Annotated in this window: 13 protein-coding genes; 8 read left to right on the top strand and 5 right to left on the bottom strand. The window is 61.2% G+C overall.

Features of this window, described 5'->3' with window-relative positions; genetic code table 11:
- Positions 1–23 precede the first annotated feature (23 nt).
- Positions 24–839: a septum site-determining protein MinD gene (gene minD, locus KX729_RS24055; protein WP_219745019.1), complete on the top strand. Its 816-nt coding sequence runs from the start codon at positions 24–26 to the stop codon at positions 837–839.
- A complete protein-coding gene (minE, locus tag KX729_RS24050) occupies positions 836–1093 on the top strand; it encodes a cell division topological specificity factor MinE (RefSeq protein WP_219745018.1) in 258 nt (85 codons plus the stop codon). The genes minD and minE overlap by 4 nt, the downstream gene beginning before the upstream one ends.
- A 118-nt stretch (positions 1094–1211) precedes the next feature.
- Here the strand turns inward: minE and KX729_RS24045 are convergent, their stop codons facing one another.
- Positions 1212–1913 carry a DUF1013 domain-containing protein gene (locus KX729_RS24045; RefSeq protein WP_219745017.1) on the bottom strand — a complete coding sequence of 234 codons (702 nt, stop codon included), beginning with the start codon at positions 1911–1913 and terminating at the stop codon, positions 1212–1214.
- Between the two features lie 229 nt (positions 1914–2142).
- On the opposite strand from KX729_RS24045, the gene acs reads away from it, so the two are divergent.
- Positions 2143–4095 (top strand): acetate--CoA ligase, encoded by a 1953-nt coding sequence (gene acs / locus KX729_RS24040; RefSeq protein ID WP_219745016.1) that lies wholly within the window; start codon positions 2143–2145, stop codon positions 4093–4095.
- Between the two features lie 131 nt (positions 4096–4226).
- Positions 4227–4865, top strand: coding sequence for a tetratricopeptide repeat protein (locus tag KX729_RS24035; RefSeq protein ID WP_219745015.1), 639 nt, complete (start codon positions 4227–4229; stop codon positions 4863–4865).
- A 2-nt stretch (positions 4866–4867) separates the two neighbouring features.
- On the opposite strand, the gene KX729_RS24030 is transcribed toward KX729_RS24035, so the two are convergent.
- Positions 4868–5281: a thermonuclease family protein gene (locus KX729_RS24030; protein ID WP_246617808.1), complete on the bottom strand. Its 414-nt coding sequence runs from the start codon at positions 5279–5281 to the stop codon at positions 4868–4870.
- Positions 5282–5415: 134 nt separating this feature from the next.
- On the bottom strand, positions 5416–5634 hold the full coding sequence (locus KX729_RS24025) for a DUF1674 domain-containing protein (RefSeq protein ID WP_219745013.1): 219 nt from the start codon (positions 5632–5634) through the stop codon (positions 5416–5418).
- A 123-nt stretch (positions 5635–5757) separates the two neighbouring features.
- Between KX729_RS24025 and htpX the strand changes: the two genes are divergently transcribed.
- From htpX to purH, 4 genes are all read left to right on the top strand, one after another.
- Positions 5758–6750, top strand: coding sequence for a zinc metalloprotease HtpX (htpX, locus tag KX729_RS24020; protein ID WP_219745012.1), 993 nt, complete (start codon positions 5758–5760; stop codon positions 6748–6750).
- Positions 6751–6830: 80 nt separating this feature from the next.
- Positions 6831–8183, top strand: a complete 1353-nt coding sequence (locus tag KX729_RS24015) for an RsmB/NOP family class I SAM-dependent RNA methyltransferase (RefSeq protein ID WP_219745011.1) — start codon at positions 6831–6833, stop codon at positions 8181–8183.
- A 123-nt stretch (positions 8184–8306) separates the two neighbouring features.
- A complete protein-coding gene (locus tag KX729_RS24010) occupies positions 8307–9989 on the top strand; it encodes a heparinase II/III family protein (protein ID WP_219745100.1) in 1683 nt (560 codons plus the stop codon).
- Positions 9990–10098: 109 nt separating this feature from the next.
- Positions 10099–11718 (top strand): bifunctional phosphoribosylaminoimidazolecarboxamide formyltransferase/IMP cyclohydrolase, encoded by a 1620-nt coding sequence (purH, locus tag KX729_RS24005; RefSeq protein ID WP_219745010.1) that lies wholly within the window; start codon positions 10099–10101, stop codon positions 11716–11718.
- A gap of 868 nt (positions 11719–12586) precedes the next feature.
- On the opposite strand, the gene KX729_RS24000 is transcribed toward purH, so the two are convergent.
- Positions 12587–13990: an MFS transporter gene (locus KX729_RS24000; RefSeq protein ID WP_219745009.1), complete on the bottom strand. Its 1404-nt coding sequence runs from the start codon at positions 13988–13990 to the stop codon at positions 12587–12589.
- A 119-nt stretch (positions 13991–14109) separates the two neighbouring features.
- Positions 14110–18876, bottom strand: coding sequence for an NAD-glutamate dehydrogenase (locus KX729_RS23995; RefSeq protein WP_219745008.1), 4767 nt, complete (start codon positions 18874–18876; stop codon positions 14110–14112).
- Positions 18877–18956: the final 80 nt, after the last annotated feature.

Below are 18956 nucleotides of genomic sequence, written 5' to 3'. Positions count from 1 at the left end.
CGGCCTAAACAGGAGAGAAGAACATGGGGAAAGTCATAGTTGTGACTTCTGGCAAGGGCGGTGTCGGCAAGACGACCTCCACCGCCGCACTTGGAGCGGCACTGGCCTCAAAGGGCGAGCGAGTTGTCGTCGTCGATTTCGACGTCGGGCTGCGCAATCTCGACCTGGTCATGGGTGCCGAACGTCGGGTCGTTTACGACCTGATCAACGTCATTCAGGGCGAAGCCAAACTCAGCCAGGCGCTGATCCGCGACAAGCGGCTGGAAACGCTGTTCCTGCTGCCGGCATCCCAGACCCGCGACAAGGACAACCTCACCCCTGAGGGCGTCGAGCGGGTCATCTCCGAACTGCGCCGCGTCTTCGACTGGGTCATCTGCGACAGCCCGGCCGGCATCGAAAGCGGCGCAACGCTGGCGATGCGCCATGCGGATGTCGCCGTCGTCGTCACCAATCCGGAAGTTTCCTCGGTGCGAGATTCCGACCGCATTATCGGCCTGCTGGATTCTAAGACCGTCAAGGCGGAAAACGGCGAGCGCATGGAAAAGCACCTGCTGTTAACGCGCTACGATCCCAACCGCGCCGAGCGTGGCGATATGCTGAAGGTCGACGACGTGCTGGAAATCCTGTCGATCCCGCTGATCGGCATCATTCCGGAAAGTATGGATGTCCTGCGCGCTTCCAATATCGGCGCGCCGGTAACGCTTGCCGATGCGAGCAGCGCGCCTGCCCAGGCCTATTTCGATGCTGCCCGTCGTCTTTGCGGCGAACCGGTGCCGATCACTGTTCCTGGCGAGAAGCGCAGCTTTCTCGGCAAGATCTTCGGAAGGAAGGCCGCATGAGCATTTTCAGTCTGTTCCGCAAGCAGAGATCGGCGCCGGCGGCGCGCGAACGTCTGCAGGTGCTTCTGGCACACGAGCGCGCCTCGGCCGGCACGGACCTGGTCGCAGTGCTTCGTGAAGAAATTCTGGCCGTCATTGCCCGTCACGTGCAGGTCGATAGCGACCGGGTGACGGTCAAGCTCGACCGTGACGAAAACGTCTCGATCCTCGAGATCGATGTCGAAATTCCGCTCACCGCTGCCTTGGCGGCCTGAAGGATATCGCCGGACGTCTCTCCCGCCCGGCAGACCTCTTCTGTCGAAAAGCGCACAAAACAAAACCCGCCGATCGCTCGGCGGGTTTTGTTTTTGAACAGACCTGAAATCAGACGGCTCAGAAATTGTCGTCTTCGTCTTCGTCGTTGCGCGTCGACTTGAGCGAGGAGAGCTTGGCGAAAACGGCGTCGGCGTCGATCTCTTTTTCCTTCTCTTCGCGATAGCTAAAGCCGAGGTTTTCGGTTTCGGCTGCCGGCTGCAGCGAGGCGCCGAGTTCGGCGGCGGTCGGCAGCGGACGGCCCTTGGAAGCCTTTTCCACTTCGAGGTCGAGATCGATCTGGCTGCAGAGGCCAAGCGTCACCGGGTCCATCGGCGTCAGGTTGGTGGAGTTCCAGTGGGTGCGCTCGCGAATCTGCTCGATCGTCGACTTGGTGGTGCCGACGAGACGCGAAATCTGGGCGTCCTTCAGTTCCGGATGGTTGCGAACCAGCCAGAGAATGGCGTTCGGACGGTCCTGGCGCTTGGAAACCGGGGTATAGCGCGGGCCACGACGCTTGGATTCCGGAACGCGAACCTTTGGTTCGGAAATCTTCAGCTTGTAGTTCACGTCCTTTTCGCCGCGGCCGATTTCGTCGCGCGACAGCTGGCCGGTGGCGATCGGATCGAGGCCCTTGATACCCTGCGCCGCTTCGCCATCGGCAATCGCCTTCACTTCCAGCGGATGCAGCCTGCAGAAAGTCGCGATCTGTTCGAAGGAAAGAGCGGTATTGTCGACGAGCCAGACAGCGGTCGCCTTCGGCATGAGCAGTGTTTGGGCCATGGATATAGTTCCTCTGTCCGTCCGCGCCGGTGTCGCGGGCGTGGGTATCAACCACAATTTCCGGGAATTTACCGCCCTATAATCGAATTGCGACCGAAATGCAAATCTTTACGCATGAGGCCAATTGTCTACCCTTTGTCTAATTGCCGCCCTTGTTCCAACTGTTATGTATGGACCATAAGGCGTTGGCGGTTCGAGGTATCGTCGATGCGCTACACGGGAGGAATTCATGTCCGAAAAGGTTTATCCGGTTCTCAAGTCCGCCAAGGCGAAAGCCCTGATCGACAAGGACAAGTACGAGAAGTGGTACGAGCAGAGCGTCGAGGATCCGGACAAGTTCTGGGGCAAGCACGGCAAGCGTCTCGACTGGTTCAAGCCTTATACGAAAGTGAAGAACACCTCCTTCAAGGGCAAGGTCTCGATCAAGTGGTTCGAGGACGGACTGCTCAACGTCTCCTACAACTGTATCGACCGTCATTTGAAAACCCATGGCGAGCGCACTGCGCTGATCTGGGAAGGCGATAACCCTTACATCGACAAGAAGATCACCTATAACCAGCTCTACGACGCAGTCTGCCGCATGGCGAACGTCTTGAAGAAGCACGGCGTCAAGAAGGGCGACCGCGTCACCATCTATATGCCGATGATCCCGGAAGCGGCTTATGCGATGCTCGCCTGCGCCCGCATCGGCGCGGTGCATTCGGTGGTGTTCGGCGGATTCTCGCCGGAAGCGCTGGCCGGCCGCATCGTCGACTGCCAGTCGACCTTCGTGATCACCTGCGACGAGGGCGTGCGCGGCGGCAAGCCGGTGCCGCTGAAGGAAAATACCGATACCGCGATCCATATCGCTGCCCGCCATCACGTAACGGTCAACAAGGTGCTCGTCGTGCGCCGCACCGGCGGCAAGACCGGCTGGGCGCCGGGCCGCGACCTCTGGTACCACCAGGAAGTCACCACCGTGAAGGGCGATTGCGAGCCGGTGAAGATGAAGGCGGAAGACCCGCTGTTCATCCTCTATACGTCCGGCTCGACCGGCAAGCCGAAGGGCGTGCTGCATACGACGGGCGGTTATCTCGTCTTCGCGGCGATGACCCACGAATACACGTTCGATTACCATGACGGCGATATCTACTGGTGTACGGCGGATGTCGGCTGGGTCACCGGCCATTCCTATATCGTCTATGGGCCGCTGGCGAACTGCGCCACTTCTCTGATGTTCGAAGGCGTGCCGAACTTCCCCGACCAGGGCCGGTTCTGGGAAATTATCGACAAGCACAAGGTCAATATCTTCTACACCGCGCCGACGGCGATCCGTTCGCTGATGGGCGCCGGGGACGAGTTCGTGAAGCGCTCCTCTCGGACAAGCCTGCGCCTGCTCGGAACGGTCGGCGAGCCGATCAACCCAGAAGCCTGGGAGTGGTATTACAACGTGGTCGGCGACAAGCGGTGCCCGATCGTCGACACCTGGTGGCAGACGGAAACCGGCGGCCACCTGATCACGCCGCTGCCGGGCGCCACCGACCTGAAGCCGGGTTCTGCCACCAAGCCGTTCTTCGGTGTCATACCGGAACTGGTCGACAACGAAGGCAAAGTGCTGGAAGGCGCGGCCGACGGCAATCTGGTGATTGCCGATTCGTGGCCGGGCCAGATGCGCACGCTTTATGGCGATCACGAGCGCTTCATCCAGGCGTATTTCTCCACCTACAAGGGCAAATATTTCACCGGTGACGGCTGCCGTCGCGACGAGGACGGTTATTACTGGATCACCGGCCGCGTCGACGACGTGTTGAACGTCTCCGGCCACCGGCTGGGCACGGCGGAAGTGGAATCGGCGCTGGTCTCACACAATCTCGTGTCGGAAGCGGCCGTCGTCGGCTATCCGCACAATATCAAGGGTCAGGGCATCTATTGCTACGTTACCCTGATGTCCGGCCATGAAGGCACCGATGCGCTGCGCCAGGAACTGGTCAAGCACGTTCGCCAGGAAATCGGCCCGATCGCGGCACCGGACAAGATTCAGTTCGCCCCCGGTCTGCCGAAGACCCGTTCCGGCAAGATCATGCGCCGCATCCTGCGCAAGATTGCCGAGGACGATTTCGGTTCGCTCGGTGATACCTCGACGCTCGCCGATCCGGCGGTCGTCGATGACCTGATCGCCAACCGGCAGAACAAAGCCGGCTAATTCTTCTCCGAGCGGGGCCGGCAAGGTCCCGCTCTTTTCATGCCTCCCAGCCGCATTTTTCAGCCCTGGCGGTCTGGGCTGTGTTTCTCCGCGCTCTATAACCTGTGATGGAAACAGTCGGAGCGAACGGCATGAGAGGGATCTTGCGCATGGGCATTCTTTCGGCACTCATCTCGCTGGGCGGCGGCGGGCAGGCCATGTCGGATACCGCAAAGGGTATCGCCGCCTATCAGCGCGGCGATTATCCGCGGGCAATGAAGGAATTGCAGGCCTCGGCCGATAAGGGTGACGAGCAGGCCTATTACAATCTCGGCGTCGCCTATGCCGAGGGCAAGGCCGGGCCGCGCGATATGGCCAAGGCGATCGCCGCCTATCGCAAGGGCGCGGAAGGCGGCAGTCCGCTCGCCGCGTTCAGTCTGGGCCAGGTCTATCGCAAAGGTGACGGCACCGAGCGCGATTATTCGGAAGCGGCGAAATGGTACGAGATCGCCGCCAAGCATGGGGACTATCGCGCTTCGAACGAGCTTGGGCTTCTTTATGTCGAAGGCAAGGGCGTCGAAAAGAGCCTCATCGAGGGCTTTGCGTGGATTTATCCGGCCACCCACGCATCGATCATGGACGACAATGCCTTGAAAAACGCGATGCAGCTTGCGTCCATGCTGACCAAGGCGCAGCTCGACGAAGCCCAGACCAAGGGCCGGGCCTATTTCGACGAATATTTCGAGCCGAATTCGGAAACCGTCAATGCGATCCTCGAAGGTCAGCGATAATCTCAATTGAGTTCGCAGACCTCACGGGGTTTGCGGCCACCGTCATAGCTCTGTACCAGACCTGCCATCAGCAGATTATCAGCGGCGCTCCGGCCATCGGATAGGATTATATTCGCGACGATCCGGCCATAATATTTGTCGCCGGTGATATGGGTCAGCTGAATCTTCGGCGAATTTGCCGTCAGGGCCTCCAGCGCGTGCCGGGCATCGAGGCCAGCGTCGCGAATACGCGCGCATTTGGATTTCAACTCCGGCGCATCGATGCCGCGGATGCGAACATAGACTTCCATCTTCTGTTGCGGCCAAGGCTGTGCTTCGACCAGAACCGTATCGCCATCGACAACCCGAAGGATTTCCGCAGCAACCGGCCCGGAAATTTCTTCGCGTGCCTGAGCTGAGGCGGCGAATGCAGCCATAAAGATAACAGTTAGAATCAGTGATGACTTCATCATGAAAGGAATAAATTCCGATATTATGATGAAGTCAATAGGAATTTTATCTTATATATCCCCGCAGATGTGCGCGGAGATATGCTGAAACCAAACCCGTGTCAGAAATCGATCGCACGCCCATTGATCTCCCAGTCGCCGAAACGGGCCGGATCGGCGCCACCGCGGCCGCCGAATTCTTCCGGCATGTCGGTTTTGGCAGCCGCCTGTCGCCGTTCTTCGGCTTCCTTCAGGGCGCGCTGTGCCGCCGGAGACAGCGGCTTCTTTGCTGTGCTTTCTTCCATTGCCGTCTCGCTATTGTCGTTGTCTGCGTTCTGCATCTTTTCCATCACCGGATGGTTTATTGAAAATTCTGGTTGAATAAACCACATCATAGGACGTTCGCTCCTGCTGTTAAACCCTTCAAGGTTTCAGGCGCGAGATCGGCAACGGGAGAGATGACGATGAATGTGATGCGCACCGCCATGCTTCTGGCCTTCATGACGGCTCTGTTCATGAGCATCGGCTTTTTGATCGGCGGCAAGACCGGCATGATGATCGCGCTGGTGATCGCCGCCGGCATGAACCTGTTTTCCTACTGGAATTCCGACAAGATGGTGCTGTCGGCCTATCACGCGCAGGAAGTGGACGCCCGCTCCGCGCCGGAATTCTACAACATGATCCGGGATCTGGCGGCCAATGCCGGCCTGCCGATGCCGAAGGTCTATATCTACGACAATCCGCAGCCGAACGCATTTGCGACTGGCCGCAATCCCGAAAACTCTGCCGTTGCAGCTTCCACCGGGCTTCTCCAGCAGCTGACCCATGAGGAAGTGGCGGGCGTCATGGCGCACGAGCTTGCGCATGTGCAGAATCGTGACACGCTGATCATGACGATTACGGCGACGCTCGCCGGTGCGATTTCCATGCTCGGCAACTTTGCCTTTTTCTTCGGCGGCAATCGCGAGAACAACAGCAATCCGCTCGGTTTTGTTGGCGTCATCGTGGCGATGGTCGTCGCGCCGTTCGCCGCGATGCTGGTGCAGATGGCGATCAGCCGTACCCGCGAATATTCCGCCGACCGTCGTGGCGCGGAAATCTGCGGCAATCCGATCTGGCTGGCTTCGGCGCTTGCCAAGATCGCCGGTGCCGCGCACGCGATCCCGAACTACGAGGCGGAGCGCAATCCGGCAACGGCGCATATGTTCATCATCAATCCGCTGTCGGGTGAGCGCATGGACAATCTGTTCTCCACCCACCCGAACACGGAGAACCGCATCGCCGCACTTCAGCAGATGGCACATGAGTTCCGTGGCAACTCCGCCTCGACGGCCGGGTTCAGGACTGATAGACCGCAGCGCACCGCACGCTCCGTCCCGAATGCCGGCGTCAACGCTGATCCGAATTCGCCCTGGGGCCGCGGCACGAACGAACCGCGCAAGGGGCCATGGTCCTGAATGGCAGCGAAGCTCCGATTGGTTGAAAAGACTTGAACGACAACAACAATAAAAAGCCTTCCAGACCCTCGAAGGACCGTATGAAATCCGCTCCGCCGCGTGACGGCGGGGCCGCCCATAAGCCCGGGCTCGAAGTCCGCGCCACGGCCGCCAAGCTTCTCGCCGCAGCCGTCGACAAGAAAATCTCGCTCGACGGCATGCTGGACCTCACCCACGGCAACCCCGCCTACAAGGCGCTGAGCGATGCCGACCGGGCGCTGGTGCGTGCCATTCTCACCACGGCTCTCCGTCATCTGACACGGCTGGAAGCGGCGATCGGTTCGCTGCTTGAGACACCGCTGCCGGAAGGCGCCCGCGCGCTGCATCATGTTCTGGTCATCGCCGCCGCACAGATCCTGCATTTGAACGTGCCGTCGCATTCCGCCGTCGATCTTGCGGTCGAACAGGCCAATCGTGATCCGCGCAACCGTCGTTTCGCCAAGCTGGTGAATGCCGTCCTGCGCCGGCTGGTGCGGGAAAAGGACGACGTGTTGGCGCACACGGCGTCCGTCTCGCCCGTGCCGTCCTGGTTTAGCGAGAGGCTGGTTGCGGCCTATGGGGCCGACGACGCGGCGCGGATCGCCGAGGCGCAGCTCGTGCCGCCGGCGATCGATCTGACGGTCAAGACCGATGCGGCCGGCTGGGCGGAAAAGCTCGGCGGCAAGGTTCTGCCGACCGGCAGCGTACGGCTTAGCGCGTTTGAAGGTGCGGTGTCCGGGCTTGAAGGGTTCGAAGACGGCACCTGGTGGGTGCAGGATGCCGCCGCCGCCATTCCGGCGCAGCTTTTCGGCGACCTTAAGGACAAAGTGATTGCCGATCTCTGCGCCGCGCCCGGCGGCAAGACGGCGCAGCTGATCCATGCCGGTGCCAAGGTCACGGCAGTCGAGCAGTCTCCGAACCGTCTTGCGCGGCTGAAGGAAAACCTGACGCGGTTGGGTCTCGAAGCCGAGCTGATTGGCGGCGACCTCTTCAATTTCAAGCCGGAACAGCCGCTCGACGGTGTTCTGCTCGATGCGCCCTGCTCTTCCACCGGTACGACGCGCCGGCATCCGGACGTGCTGTGGACCAAGGGTCCGGAAGATATCGCCAAGCTCGCCGGCCTGCAGGAAAAAATGCTGCGCCACGCCGTCACGTTGGTGAAACCGGGTGGCATTATCGTTTTCTCCAACTGCTCGCTGGATCCTTTCGAAGGGGAGGATCTGGTGGCGCGTGTTCTGGCCGATATTCCCGGTCTGGAACGCGTCCCCGTCGATCCAAAAGATTGGCCGGGACTTGAAGTGGCAATTTCGCCGCTCGGTGAATTCCGCACCACGCCGGCCATGTTGCCGGGTGATGAAAAATTTGTGGGCGGCATGGATGGCTTCTTCGCGAGCGTGATCCGCGTCCTGCGATAAGCAGGGCGTAGCCGGTAAAGCTTTATTCACCATAGCCGGACATTATTTCGAATTATCTAAAATTGATTCCGCCCCTTACGGGCGGAGACTGACCGATACCTTGCGGAGACATTCCAAGTGAAAATGCGGCTCGCAGATCGCCGAAGGCTTTTGTCCTTCGGCTTGCGGGAAATCTGGCGGCGCTTTTCCAGGCGTACCGCCGGGTTTCGCCTTGCCGTGACTTCATTTGCCTTGCAGGTGCCGGATCGCCTGATCGTTGCGCCGACCGATCTCAGAGCGCTTGACCCCTTCGTGGCCCAGGAAATACTCGAGGGCCGCTTTCCGCTTGCCGGGCGCATTCTCGAAACCTATGGCCAGTCTCCGTTTTCGGTCGAGTTGCCATCGAAACCGTTTGCGGAACGGCTGCATTCCTTCGCCTGGCTCCGGCACATCCGCACCAACAAGACGGAAGAGACGTGCGCGCATGTGCGCGAGATCGTCGCCGACTGGATCCAGTTGCATGGCCGGCGGCCGAAAGGGCTTGCCTGGGAGGCGCATGTCGCCGCCGAGCGGGTGATCGCCTGGCTTTCCCATTCCACCGTCGTGCTGCAGGGGGCGGAAGCCGGCTTCTATCGCCGTTTCATGAAAAGCCTTGCCTATCAGGTGCGGTATCTCAGGAAGATTGCCGGCTCCACGCCTGAAAGCGATACACTCCTGAAGCTTCGGATCGCGCTCGCCATGGCGTCGATCTCGATGCCGACACGCAATGCCTATATGCGGCGCGAAGGACTGCGGCTCGATCGAGAGCTGGAGCGGCAGATTCTCGCCGATGGCGGCCATTCCTCCCGCAATCCGCGCGCCGTGCTCGATCTGCTGATCGACCTCCTGCCGCTGCGCCAGACCTATATCAATCTCGGCCACGACCTGCCGCAAAAGCTGATCCCGACGATCGACCGGATGTATCCGGCCCTGCGTTTCTTCCGGCATCAGGACGGCGATCTGGCGCTGTTCAACGGTGCAAGTTCGACGCCGGCCAGCGAACTGATGTCGGTGCTGCGGTATGATGAGACGGCAGGCAAGCCGTTCAAGGCGCTGCCGCATATGAACTACCACCGGATGTCGTTTGAAGGCACCACGCTGATCGTCGATACCGGCAATCCGCAATCGACCGATCTTTCGCGCAGCGCCCATGCGGGCTGTCTCTCCTTCGAAATGTCGGCCGGGCGCAACCGCTTCATCGTCAATTGCGGCACGCCGAAATTTGCGAGCAAGAACTATCGGCAGATCGCCCGCTCGACTGCGGCCCATTCGACGCTGTCGCTCAACGAAACCTCGTCACGTCGCTTTGCCCGTTCGAAGCTTTCCGGCGCGATCATGCTGGATACGGTCTCGGAGGTGGAAGTCGAGCGCTGGGACGACGCGCACGGCAATGACTGGCTGCGTGCCAAACACGACGGTTATGTTGCCGATTTCGGTTATCTGCACGAACGCGAGATCGGGCTGAACGCCAAGGGCGACAAGATCAAGGGGCATGACCGCTTCTATCTGCCGGAAGGCGAAGAGCCTCCGGAAGAAGCGCTGCAGGCAATCGCTCGTTTCCACATTCATCCGTCCATCATGCTGACGCGACGCGACGAGGAAAGTGTTGCGATGCGGGCGCCGGATGGCGAGACCTGGGTCTTTGCGGCACCCGGCCTCAGCCTGATGATCGACGAGGATATCTTCTTCGCCGATGTCTCTGGCGTGCGTCCGAGCCAGCAGCTCGTCATCGAGTTTTCCCCGCCCGAGATGACCGAAATCCGCTGGATGATGCGCCGCGGGGAGTAATTCCCGCCTATGCCGTTTCCTCTTCCGCCAAGCTGTGCTAACCGGCGCGCATGTCCATAGGCGCCCGAGCTTAGTCCATGTCCGGGGCGCGTCTTGAAGAGAGAGACCGATGGCCGTCGTTTCCAAAAAAATCCCCGCTCCCGACCGCGTCAAGATCCGTACTGCGTTGCTTTCGGTCTCCGACAAGACCGGCATTATCGAGCTTGCCAAGGCGCTGTCGGAACAGGGCGTCAGGCTGCTGTCCACCGGCGGCACCCACAAGGCGATCGCGGCGGCCGGGCTTGCCGTGACCGACGTTTCGGAAGTCACCGGTTTTCCGGAGATCATGGATGGCCGCGTCAAGACGCTGCATCCGAACGTGCATGGCGGCCTGCTCGCCATCCGTGACGATGCGGACCATGTCGCGGCGATGCAGGAACACGGCATCGCCGGCATCGATCTCGCCGTCATCAACCTCTATCCGTTCGAGGAAGTGCGCGCTGCCGGTGGCGATTATCCGACGACGGTCGAGAATATCGATATCGGCGGCCCGGCAATGATCCGCGCTTCGGCCAAGAACCACGCCTATGTGACCATCGTCACCGACCCGTCGGATTATCCGGCCGTCATCGAGGCGCTGCGTTCCAACGACGGCGAAACGGCCTATGCCTTCCGCCAGAAGCTTGCGGCCAAGGCCTATGCCCGCACGGCGGCCTATGACACGGCGATCTCCAACTGGTTTGCCGAAGCGCTCGACATCGAAATCCCGCGCTACCGCACAATCGGCGGCGTGCTGAAGGAAGAGATGCGTTACGGCGAAAACCCGCATCAGAGCGCCGGTTTCTACGTCACCGGCGAAAAGCGTCCGGGTGTCGCGACCGCCGTGCTTTTGCAGGGCAAGCAGCTCTCCTACAACAATATCAACGACACGGACGGCGCCTTCGAGCTGATCGGCGAGTTCGCGCCGCAGACGAGCGGCCCGGCCTGCGCGATCATCAAGCACGCCAACCCCTGCGGCGTAGCGACCGGTTCGACGCTGAAGGATGCCTATCTCAAGGCGCTCGCCTGCGATTCCACCTCGGCCTTCGGCGGCATCATCGCCGTCAACCAACTGCTCGATGCGGCGACGGCGGAAGAGATCGTCAAGCTGTTCACCGAAGTCATCATCGCGCCTGAGGTCACCGACGAGGCGCAGCAGATCATCGCGGCGAAGAAGAACCTGCGCCTGCTCGTCACCGGCGGCCTGCCGGACCCGCGCTCGCGCGGCATCACGGCAAAGACCGTCGCCGGCGGCCTGCTCGTCCAGACCCGCGACAACGGCATGATCGAGGATATTGATCTCCGCGTCGTCACCGAGCGCGCGCCGACCGCTGCCGAGCTCGAAGACCTGAAATTCGCCTACAAGGTTGCCAAACACGTCAAGTCTAACGCCATCGTTTATGCCAAGGACGGCCAGACAGCAGGCATCGGCGCCGGCCAGATGAGCCGCATCGATTCCGCCCGTATCGCCGGGTTGAAGGCTGAGGAAGCGGCCAAGGCGATGGGTTGGGCGGAGCCGATGACCAAGGGTTCCGCCGTGGCCTCGGAAGCGTTCTTCCCGTTTGCCGACGGTCTGCTTTCGGCGATTTCAGCTGGTGCGACGGCGGTCATCCAGCCGGGTGGCTCGATGCGCGACGACGAGGTGATCGCGGCCGCCAATGCGCATGGCGTGGCGATGGTGTTCACCGGCATGCGGCATTTCCGGCATTGATTTTGAGCTGCACTCGACTGCCTGCGTCACGGAACGTGCGCGGGCCGAGTTGCGGCCTGGATCGATTTCCGGATTCCGGTCATCATTTCGGAGCCCCGTGCAGTCTTCTGCTGGGGCTTTTCAAATATCGGAGAGTCCACACGAATGCGGAACCTCAAATAGTTTTAGTAATGGTGGCTCCGCATTCGCGTGGCCTTCAGCGTTCTCTCGTGACTTCCGGTCCCTACAGATGATTGCCTCGCCTTCTCTGCACGCAAGATTGCTCTCACGCTTGCACGGCTCAAACCGAACCCGGCCTGGCGGCCAGGGGGATGCTTGATAGGAACGTCAACGTTTCCGAAGAAGCTCCATGGCTTTCACCTCTTCCACCATTCCCGCACGTTACGGTTCCGATGAAAGCGCCGGCCTCCGCCTGCCCGCGAACGTCTCGCGAAACACTCCGGCGACGGAAGCAGGGGGATTGTAGGGGTGAACACGAGGGGCGTGGATAAGCAGCAAGTTAAGTCTTTGAAGATGTTGGAGAGGTGCCGTGATTTGTCCCCGGGCAGATGACGACATTGACGGCTGTGTCCCGCCATACCCCCCTCTGCCCTGCCGGGCATCTCCCCCACAAGGAGGGAGATTGACCCGCGGCACGGCCTTCCAGCTACATCTACCGCCGACAATGTTGCGGGGAATTGCTGTTACGGAAGCGACAGCCGAGACGTTATTTGTTTGGGGAAGCCGGTGCGCCCAGCCAATCTCCCTCCTTGTGGGGGAGATGCCCGGCAGGGCAGAGGGGGGTACCATGAGGCACTACCGGAGAAATGACGCCTGGGCGTGGTTGGAAATCCCACTACGGCGATCCCCTCCGATCCGCGTCAAGCTCCTACGTCGCCGACCTATCCGCCGGATAAGGCGTCCTTAGCAACAACACCAAGCCCGCCACCAGAAACACCAGCAGCGTCGCCATACCAAGCCGGGCCGAGCCGCTGAAATAAGCCGTCAGCGAGAACATCAGCGTCGCGAGAAAGCTCGTGGCGCGGCCCGACAGCGCGTAGATGCCGAAATAGCGCCCCGTTTCCGACAGGCTGACGCTGCGGGCCAGATAGGATCGCGACGAGGCCTGGACCGGGCCGAAGGCGAGGCCGATCAGCAAGCCGAAGAGGACATAGGCTTTTTCAGCGGCGGTGCCGAACAGGCCGCCGCTGTCGGCCATCGAAAGCGGCATGTAACCGAAAAAGACGAAACCCGGGCCGGTCGAGACGATGCCGAGGGTGGCGATCGTCAGCAGGACGAGGCTGATCACCACGACGATTTTCGAGCCGAGCCGGCGATCGAGCCAGCCGGCGAGGATGCAGCCGAAGATCGCCACGACGTTGAGGATGATGCCGTAAATGCCGATCTCGATCGTCGCCCAACCGAACATGCCGGCGGCAAACGTGCCGCCGAGGATCAGGAGGCCGTTGACGCCGTCCTGATACAGCATGCGGGCGATCAGGAATCTGGTGATGCCGGTGCGCTTTTTCAGTTCGCTGAGCGTGCCCTTGAGCTCTGAAATGCCTGAACGGACGGCGGCGGCGAGCGGCAGGCCCTTCTTGGCATCCGGCGTGAAGAAGAACATCGGCAGGATGAAGATGAAATACCAGACGGCGGAGATCGGCCCGGTGATGCGGGCATCTTCGCCGAGATGTGCGTCAAGGCCGAAAAGCGGCGAGATACCGATCAGTGTCTTGCCGCTTTCGGGATTGGCGGCAAGCAGCGTCACGACCGCGATCAGCACGATCATGCCACCGAGATAACCGAGCCCCCAGGCGACGTTGGAAATCCTGCCGACTTCCTCCTTCGAGACGAGGCGCGGCATCATGGAATCGTTGAAGACGGTCGAGAATTCCGCGGCGATCGAGGCGAAGATCATGAAGATGACCGGCCAGATGATCGGCGAGCCGGGGGCCGCATACCAGAGCGATGCGACGCAGGCGATCTTGATCACCGCGAAGAAGGCGATCCAGGGTTTGCGCGATCCCGACTGGTCGGCGATCGAGCCGAGGACCGGCGACAGGATGGCGATAACGATCGAGGAGATCGTCGCCATATTGCTCCAGGCTGTTTGTGCCGAGACCGGGTCTTCCGTCAGGCGCGCGACGAAATAGGGGCCGAAGATGAAGGTGGTGACGACGGTGAAGAACGGCTGCGCCGCCCAGTCGAACAACATCCAGCCCCAGATGCCGCGCCGGCTTGTTTTTGCCGGCGCTCCATCTTTCGGCGCCCCGTCCCAGTGATAGACCGTCATTCTTCCCCCGGATCAGGCCGCATGGCGTTTTCCGCAATATTTGAAAAACGTGAGGTGCAGACCCTAAAATTGGAGCGCCCTGTGTCCGTATTGGACCTCAAGCGCTCCAATCATTTGTCCTACATCGCCCTTCCATGCGCAAGGTCACCCAGAAGGCCTGCCGCGACGGTGATCTTCGGCAGCGTCAGGTCGCCGCTTTCGCTGAGCGCCATCAGCTCGGCACCGATCCGGTTGACGCGCACGCGATCCGCGCCGACCCAAGCTTCCACCGGCTTTTCTTCCTGCGCATGGCCGGAAAGCGCGGCGATGACGATATCGCGCCGTGCTGCCGCGATCTGCTGCAGGCTGCGCGACAAGGCGAGGCTTTCGTAGTGGTCGGACGTGCTGATCTTCTCGCCGGCGGTAAGCAGACGGTTGATCCTGAACGTCTGGCTGGCGGCGAAATATCCTTCCGTCGCCCGCGCCATGTTCTCGCCGGTCCGGTCGGCGATCAGCATGATCTCCGGCACGAGGACGAGGGTGGAGAGCAGCGCGACGTCTTGGGACAGCGACGCCGGAACGCCCTGGCCTTCAAGCTCGGCGGCACGGGCGACGATGTCCTCGCCGCCATTGCCGATCGCTTCACGCAGACCGGTGATCGCAACCTTGAGCCGGCTAATCGCATCGGTCACTTCGCCTGCACCGATCTGCGTCTGGATGACGAGATAGGTCGCGCCGGTGAAGACGCGGGCTACCTGGGCATAAAGTTCGTTCTGCACCTGGCCGGAAATCTTGCCGTCCAGTGCATCGATTTCGGTCCAGAGTTTCGGCATGTCGAAACCGTCGCGGGCGATAAAGGCGGCCTTCACGACATTGGCGGCGGTGGCGCCGGTCAGGTCGCTCATCAGCTGCACGAAACCGGGACCGCCGCGGTTGATCGCCTCGTTGGCGAGTGCGGTGGCGACGATTTCGCGATGCAGGCGATGGTTCTGGATATCGCCTGCGTAAGCCTCCTGCATGCCGGCCGGGAAATAGGCCTTCAGCACGGCGGAGAAATACGGGTCATCCGGAACCTGGCTATCGATCAGCGCGTCGAAGAGCACGATCTTCGAGTAGGACAGAAGGACGCCGATTTCCGGACGGGTCAGCGGCCGGCCGGAAGAATAACGCTCGGCCAGTTCGGCATCGTCGGGCAGGGTCTCGACCTTGCGGTTGAGCTGGCCCTGGGATTCCAGCACCGACATCAGGCGCGACAGCTCCTCGCGGTTGGCGACACCCTTGCGCTCGGTCAGCGAGATCGACAGCGGCTGCAGGTAGTTGTTGCGCAGCACGAGATGGCCGACGTCTTCGGTCATCGAGGCGAGCAGTTCGTTACGCGCCTCGCGCGGCAGGCGCCCGTCCTGCATGGCCGGGTTGAGCGCGATCTTGATGTTGACCTCGACGTCCGACGAATTGACGCCGGCCGAGTTGTCGATCGCATCCGAGTTGCAGCGGCCGCCATTGAGCGAATAGGCGATGCGGCCCTTCTGGGTGACGCCCAGATTGGCGCCTTCGCCGACCACGCTGGCGCGCACTTCGCTAGCGGTGATACGGATCGGATCGTTGGCGCGGTCGCCAACTTCCGTATCGGTTTCGGAAGCGGCCTTGATATAGGTGCCGATGCCGCCGAACCAGAGCAAGTCGACCTGGCTTTTGAGGATCGCGGTCATGATCTCGAAGGGCGTTGCAACCGTCTTGCCGATGCCGATCGCGGCGGCGGCCTGTTCGGTCAGCTTCACCGACTTTTCAGCGCGAGAAATGATCATCGCGCCTTCAGACAGGGTCGACTGATCGTAGTCGCGCCAGCTCGAGCGCGGCAGTGCGAACATGCGCTCGCGCTCGGCAAACGACTTTTCGATATCCGGATTCGGATCGATGACGATGTCGCGGTGGTCGAAGGCCGCGATCAGGCGGATATGGGGCGACAGAAGCATGCCGTTGCCGAAGACGTCGCCCGACATGTCGCCGACGCCGGCAACGGTGAACGGCGTCGTCTGGATGTCTATATCCTTTTCGCGGAAATGGCGCTTGACCGCTTCCCAGGCGCCGCGGGCGGTGATGCCCATCTTCTTGTGGTCGTAACCGGCCGAGCCGCCCGAGGCAAACGCATCGTCCAGCCAGAAGCCGGCATCCTGCGACAGGCCGTTGGCGGTATCGGAGAAGGTCGCGGTGCCCTTGTCGGCCGCGACAACGAAATAGGGGTCGTCGCCGTCGATGCGGATCGTGTCTTCCGGCGGGATCACGTCACCGACGACGATATTGTCGGCCATCGACAGTAGCGTGCGGATATAGGTCTTGTAGGCTTCCTTGCCGGCATTGAACCAGTCTTCGCGCGAGACGCCGCCCTGACCGATCGTTGGCAGCATTTTCGGGAAGAAGCCGCCCTTGGCGCCGACCGGCACGATGACGGCATTCTTGACCTGCTGTGCCTTGACGAGGCCCAGCACTTCCGTGCGGTAATCTTCACCACGGTCCGACCAGCGGATGCCGCCGCGGGCGACCTTGCCGAAACGCAGGTGCACGCCTTCGACCTCGGTGCCGTAGACGTATATTTCGCGGAAGGGGCGCGGTTCCGGCAGGCCGTCCAGCAGTTTCGGATCGAGCTTGAAGGCCAGCATCTTCTTCGGCTGGCCGTTCTCGTCGCGCTGGAAATAATTGGTGCGCAGCGTCGAATCGACCGCGTTGACGAAGCGGCGCAGCGTGCGATCCTCGTCGAGGTTCGGCACGTTGCCGAGCGCTTCCTCGATCGCGGCATGGCGGGCCTTGAGCTTTTTCTCACGAGTTTCGTCGCTCAGCGCCGGATCGAAACCTTCTTCGAAAAGATGGAAGATGTCGGCGGAAATCGCCGGATATTTGTTCAGCGCGTCGGCGATATAGGCCTGCGAATACACAATGCCGGTTTGGCGCAGATAGCGGGCATACGCTCGCAGGACGGTGACTTCACGGGCCGAAAGGCCTGCAAGCAGGACCAGCCGGTTGAAAGCGTCATTGTCGATCAGGCCGGCGAAGGTGGAGAGGAAGGCTTCCTGCAGTAGCGTGCCTTCGCGGGAAAGATTGAGTTCGCGTCCGCCATCGAGCTGCAATTCCATGTCGTGCAGCACGACCAACTGGCTTTCCGTCCCGACCTTGATCTCGAACGTCTGTTCGCTGACCACATGGAAGCCGAGGTTTTCGAGCAGCGGCACGCGGCGGGAGAGCGACAGGTGGCCGCCGCGATGGAAAATCTTCAGGGAGACGGCACCGGCGGTATCCGTCGGCTTGCGGTAGAACTGAATGCGGATCGGCTCGCCAGTGCCGCAGGCGGCGATATCCGGCAGGTCGCGGAACGTTTCTTCCGGCGAGAACATGTCCTGGAAGGCGTTGGTGACGGAAAGGCGCGGGCCGTCTTCCGCCAGCGCTGCGAAACGCTCTGCCCAGGGCGTGGCGATCAGGCGAACCGCATCTTCCAGCACGGATTGCTCGACGACCGGCGTCTTGCCGCCGCGGCGGCCAACGATCATGTGGACGCGGGCGACGCCGCCTTCCGGGAAAGCCGGGTAATAGGCGGAGATATGCCCTTCATAGACCTCGGCGAGATAGTTGCCGACTTTTTCGCGGACGACGGAATCATAGTCTTCGCGCGGTACGTAGACGATCACCGAGACGAACCGGTCGAAATGGTCGATGCGCGGCAGGACGCGGACCCGCGGCCGTTCGCCCAGCTCCATGATCTGCTCGCAGAAGCGGGCGAGCAGTTCCGGATGGATCTGGAAGAGATCGTCGCGTGGATAAGCTTCCAGCGTGTTTTCCAGCATGCGGCCGGAATGGCTGTTCGGATCGAAGCCGAAATCCTTTTCCACTTCGGCGACCTTGGCCCGCAGAAGCGGGATATCGCGGACGGAATGGGTATAGGCGGTGGCAGTGAACAGGCCGACGATGCGCAGCTCGCCGACGACCTGACCATTATCGTCGAAACGCTTGACGCCGATATAGTCCATATAGGCGCGGCGATGGACGACAGATTTGACGTTGGCTTTGGTGACGATCAGGAAATCCGGTCCGTCGAGGAATTCGAGGATTTCCGGAGTGGTCGTCACCTGGTCCTTGCCGAGGCGCAAGACGAGCACGTCCGGATCGGAGAGAATGCCGAGACCGCGGCCCTTGCCACGCTCGACCTTGGCGTCGGCGCCCTGGCCGGAATAGACGTATTCACGCATGCCGAGGAAGGTGAAATTGTCGTCACGCAGCCATTTCAGGAAATCCTGGGCTTCCTCGCGCTGTTCCTTGCGGCCCTCGGCATTCTTCAGCTGCCGCGAGGCGTTCTTCAGATTGGTCAGCATCGGCTGCCAGTCGGTGATGACAAGATGGACCTGGTCGAGGATGAAGCGGATGCGTTCGACCAGGAATTTCGCCTGTTCCTCGTTGAGCGGCGCGATATGGATCTGGATCAGGCTGACGTGATGGGCCGGATCGCCCGGCTGTTCGTAAGAGCGCAGGGTCGGATCCTTGCCCGGTTCCAGCATCAGGATCGGATGCACGGCCAGCGTCAGGTCGCGGTGGTTGGCAGTTACCTCGCCCATGACCGAATCGAACAGGAAGGGCATGTTGCGGTCGATGACCGTCAGGACGGAAACCGGAACGCCGTCCGGCTCTATGCCCGGGACAGGTTCGACGGTGATATCGGCGCGTATGCGCGTCCAGGCCTGCAGACGTTCGGCGGCGTGTTTTGCCGAGAGGGCCAGCATGTCCGGCGTATAGATTTCCAGATCGTCATTGCTTGCCCGACCGAACAGGATTTCGGGATCGAGATGGGGGCCCGTACCCTCTGCTGCGATCTTGCGCGCATCGTCGATCTGTTGTTCCCGTTTCGGATTCTGCCTAGCGACCATGGATTCCTCCCCTTTTCCCAATCAAACATTCGGCTCGACCGAACGATGTCATCTCGCTGCAACATGGCCGATCCATGTCG

Source organism: Neorhizobium populisoli, assembly GCF_019430945.1.
GTDB classification, from domain to species: domain Bacteria; phylum Pseudomonadota; class Alphaproteobacteria; order Rhizobiales; family Rhizobiaceae; genus Neorhizobium; species Neorhizobium populisoli.
Note: the sequence above shows the minus strand (reverse complement) of the source record. Positions and strands in the feature narration are given on the sequence as shown.

Bases quoted from the DNA above. Each gene is read 5' to 3' on its own strand.
- minD (WP_219745019.1), top strand. From the start codon at position 24: ATGGGGAAAGTCATAGTTGTGACTTCTGGCAAGGGCGGTGTCGGCAAG.
- minE (WP_219745018.1), top strand. From the start codon at position 836: ATGAGCATTTTCAGTCTGTTCCGCAAGCAGAGATCGGCGCCGGCGGCG.
- KX729_RS24045 (WP_219745017.1), bottom strand. From the start codon at position 1,913: ATGGCCCAAACACTGCTCATGCCGAAGGCGACCGCTGTCTGGCTCGTC.
- acs (WP_219745016.1), top strand. From the start codon at position 2,143: ATGTCCGAAAAGGTTTATCCGGTTCTCAAGTCCGCCAAGGCGAAAGCC.
- KX729_RS24035 (WP_219745015.1), top strand. From the start codon at position 4,227: ATGAGAGGGATCTTGCGCATGGGCATTCTTTCGGCACTCATCTCGCTG.
- KX729_RS24030 (WP_246617808.1), bottom strand. From the start codon at position 5,281: ATGGCTGCATTCGCCGCCTCAGCTCAGGCACGCGAAGAAATTTCCGGG.
- KX729_RS24025 (WP_219745013.1), bottom strand. From the start codon at position 5,634: ATGCAGAACGCAGACAACGACAATAGCGAGACGGCAATGGAAGAAAGC.
- htpX (WP_219745012.1), top strand. From the start codon at position 5,758: ATGAATGTGATGCGCACCGCCATGCTTCTGGCCTTCATGACGGCTCTG.
- KX729_RS24015 (WP_219745011.1), top strand. From the start codon at position 6,831: ATGAAATCCGCTCCGCCGCGTGACGGCGGGGCCGCCCATAAGCCCGGG.
- KX729_RS24010 (WP_219745100.1), top strand. From the start codon at position 8,307: ATGCGGCTCGCAGATCGCCGAAGGCTTTTGTCCTTCGGCTTGCGGGAA.
- purH (WP_219745010.1), top strand. From the start codon at position 10,099: ATGGCCGTCGTTTCCAAAAAAATCCCCGCTCCCGACCGCGTCAAGATC.
- KX729_RS24000 (WP_219745009.1), bottom strand. From the start codon at position 13,990: ATGACGGTCTATCACTGGGACGGGGCGCCGAAAGATGGAGCGCCGGCA.
- KX729_RS23995 (WP_219745008.1), bottom strand. From the start codon at position 18,876: ATGGTCGCTAGGCAGAATCCGAAACGGGAACAACAGATCGACGATGCG.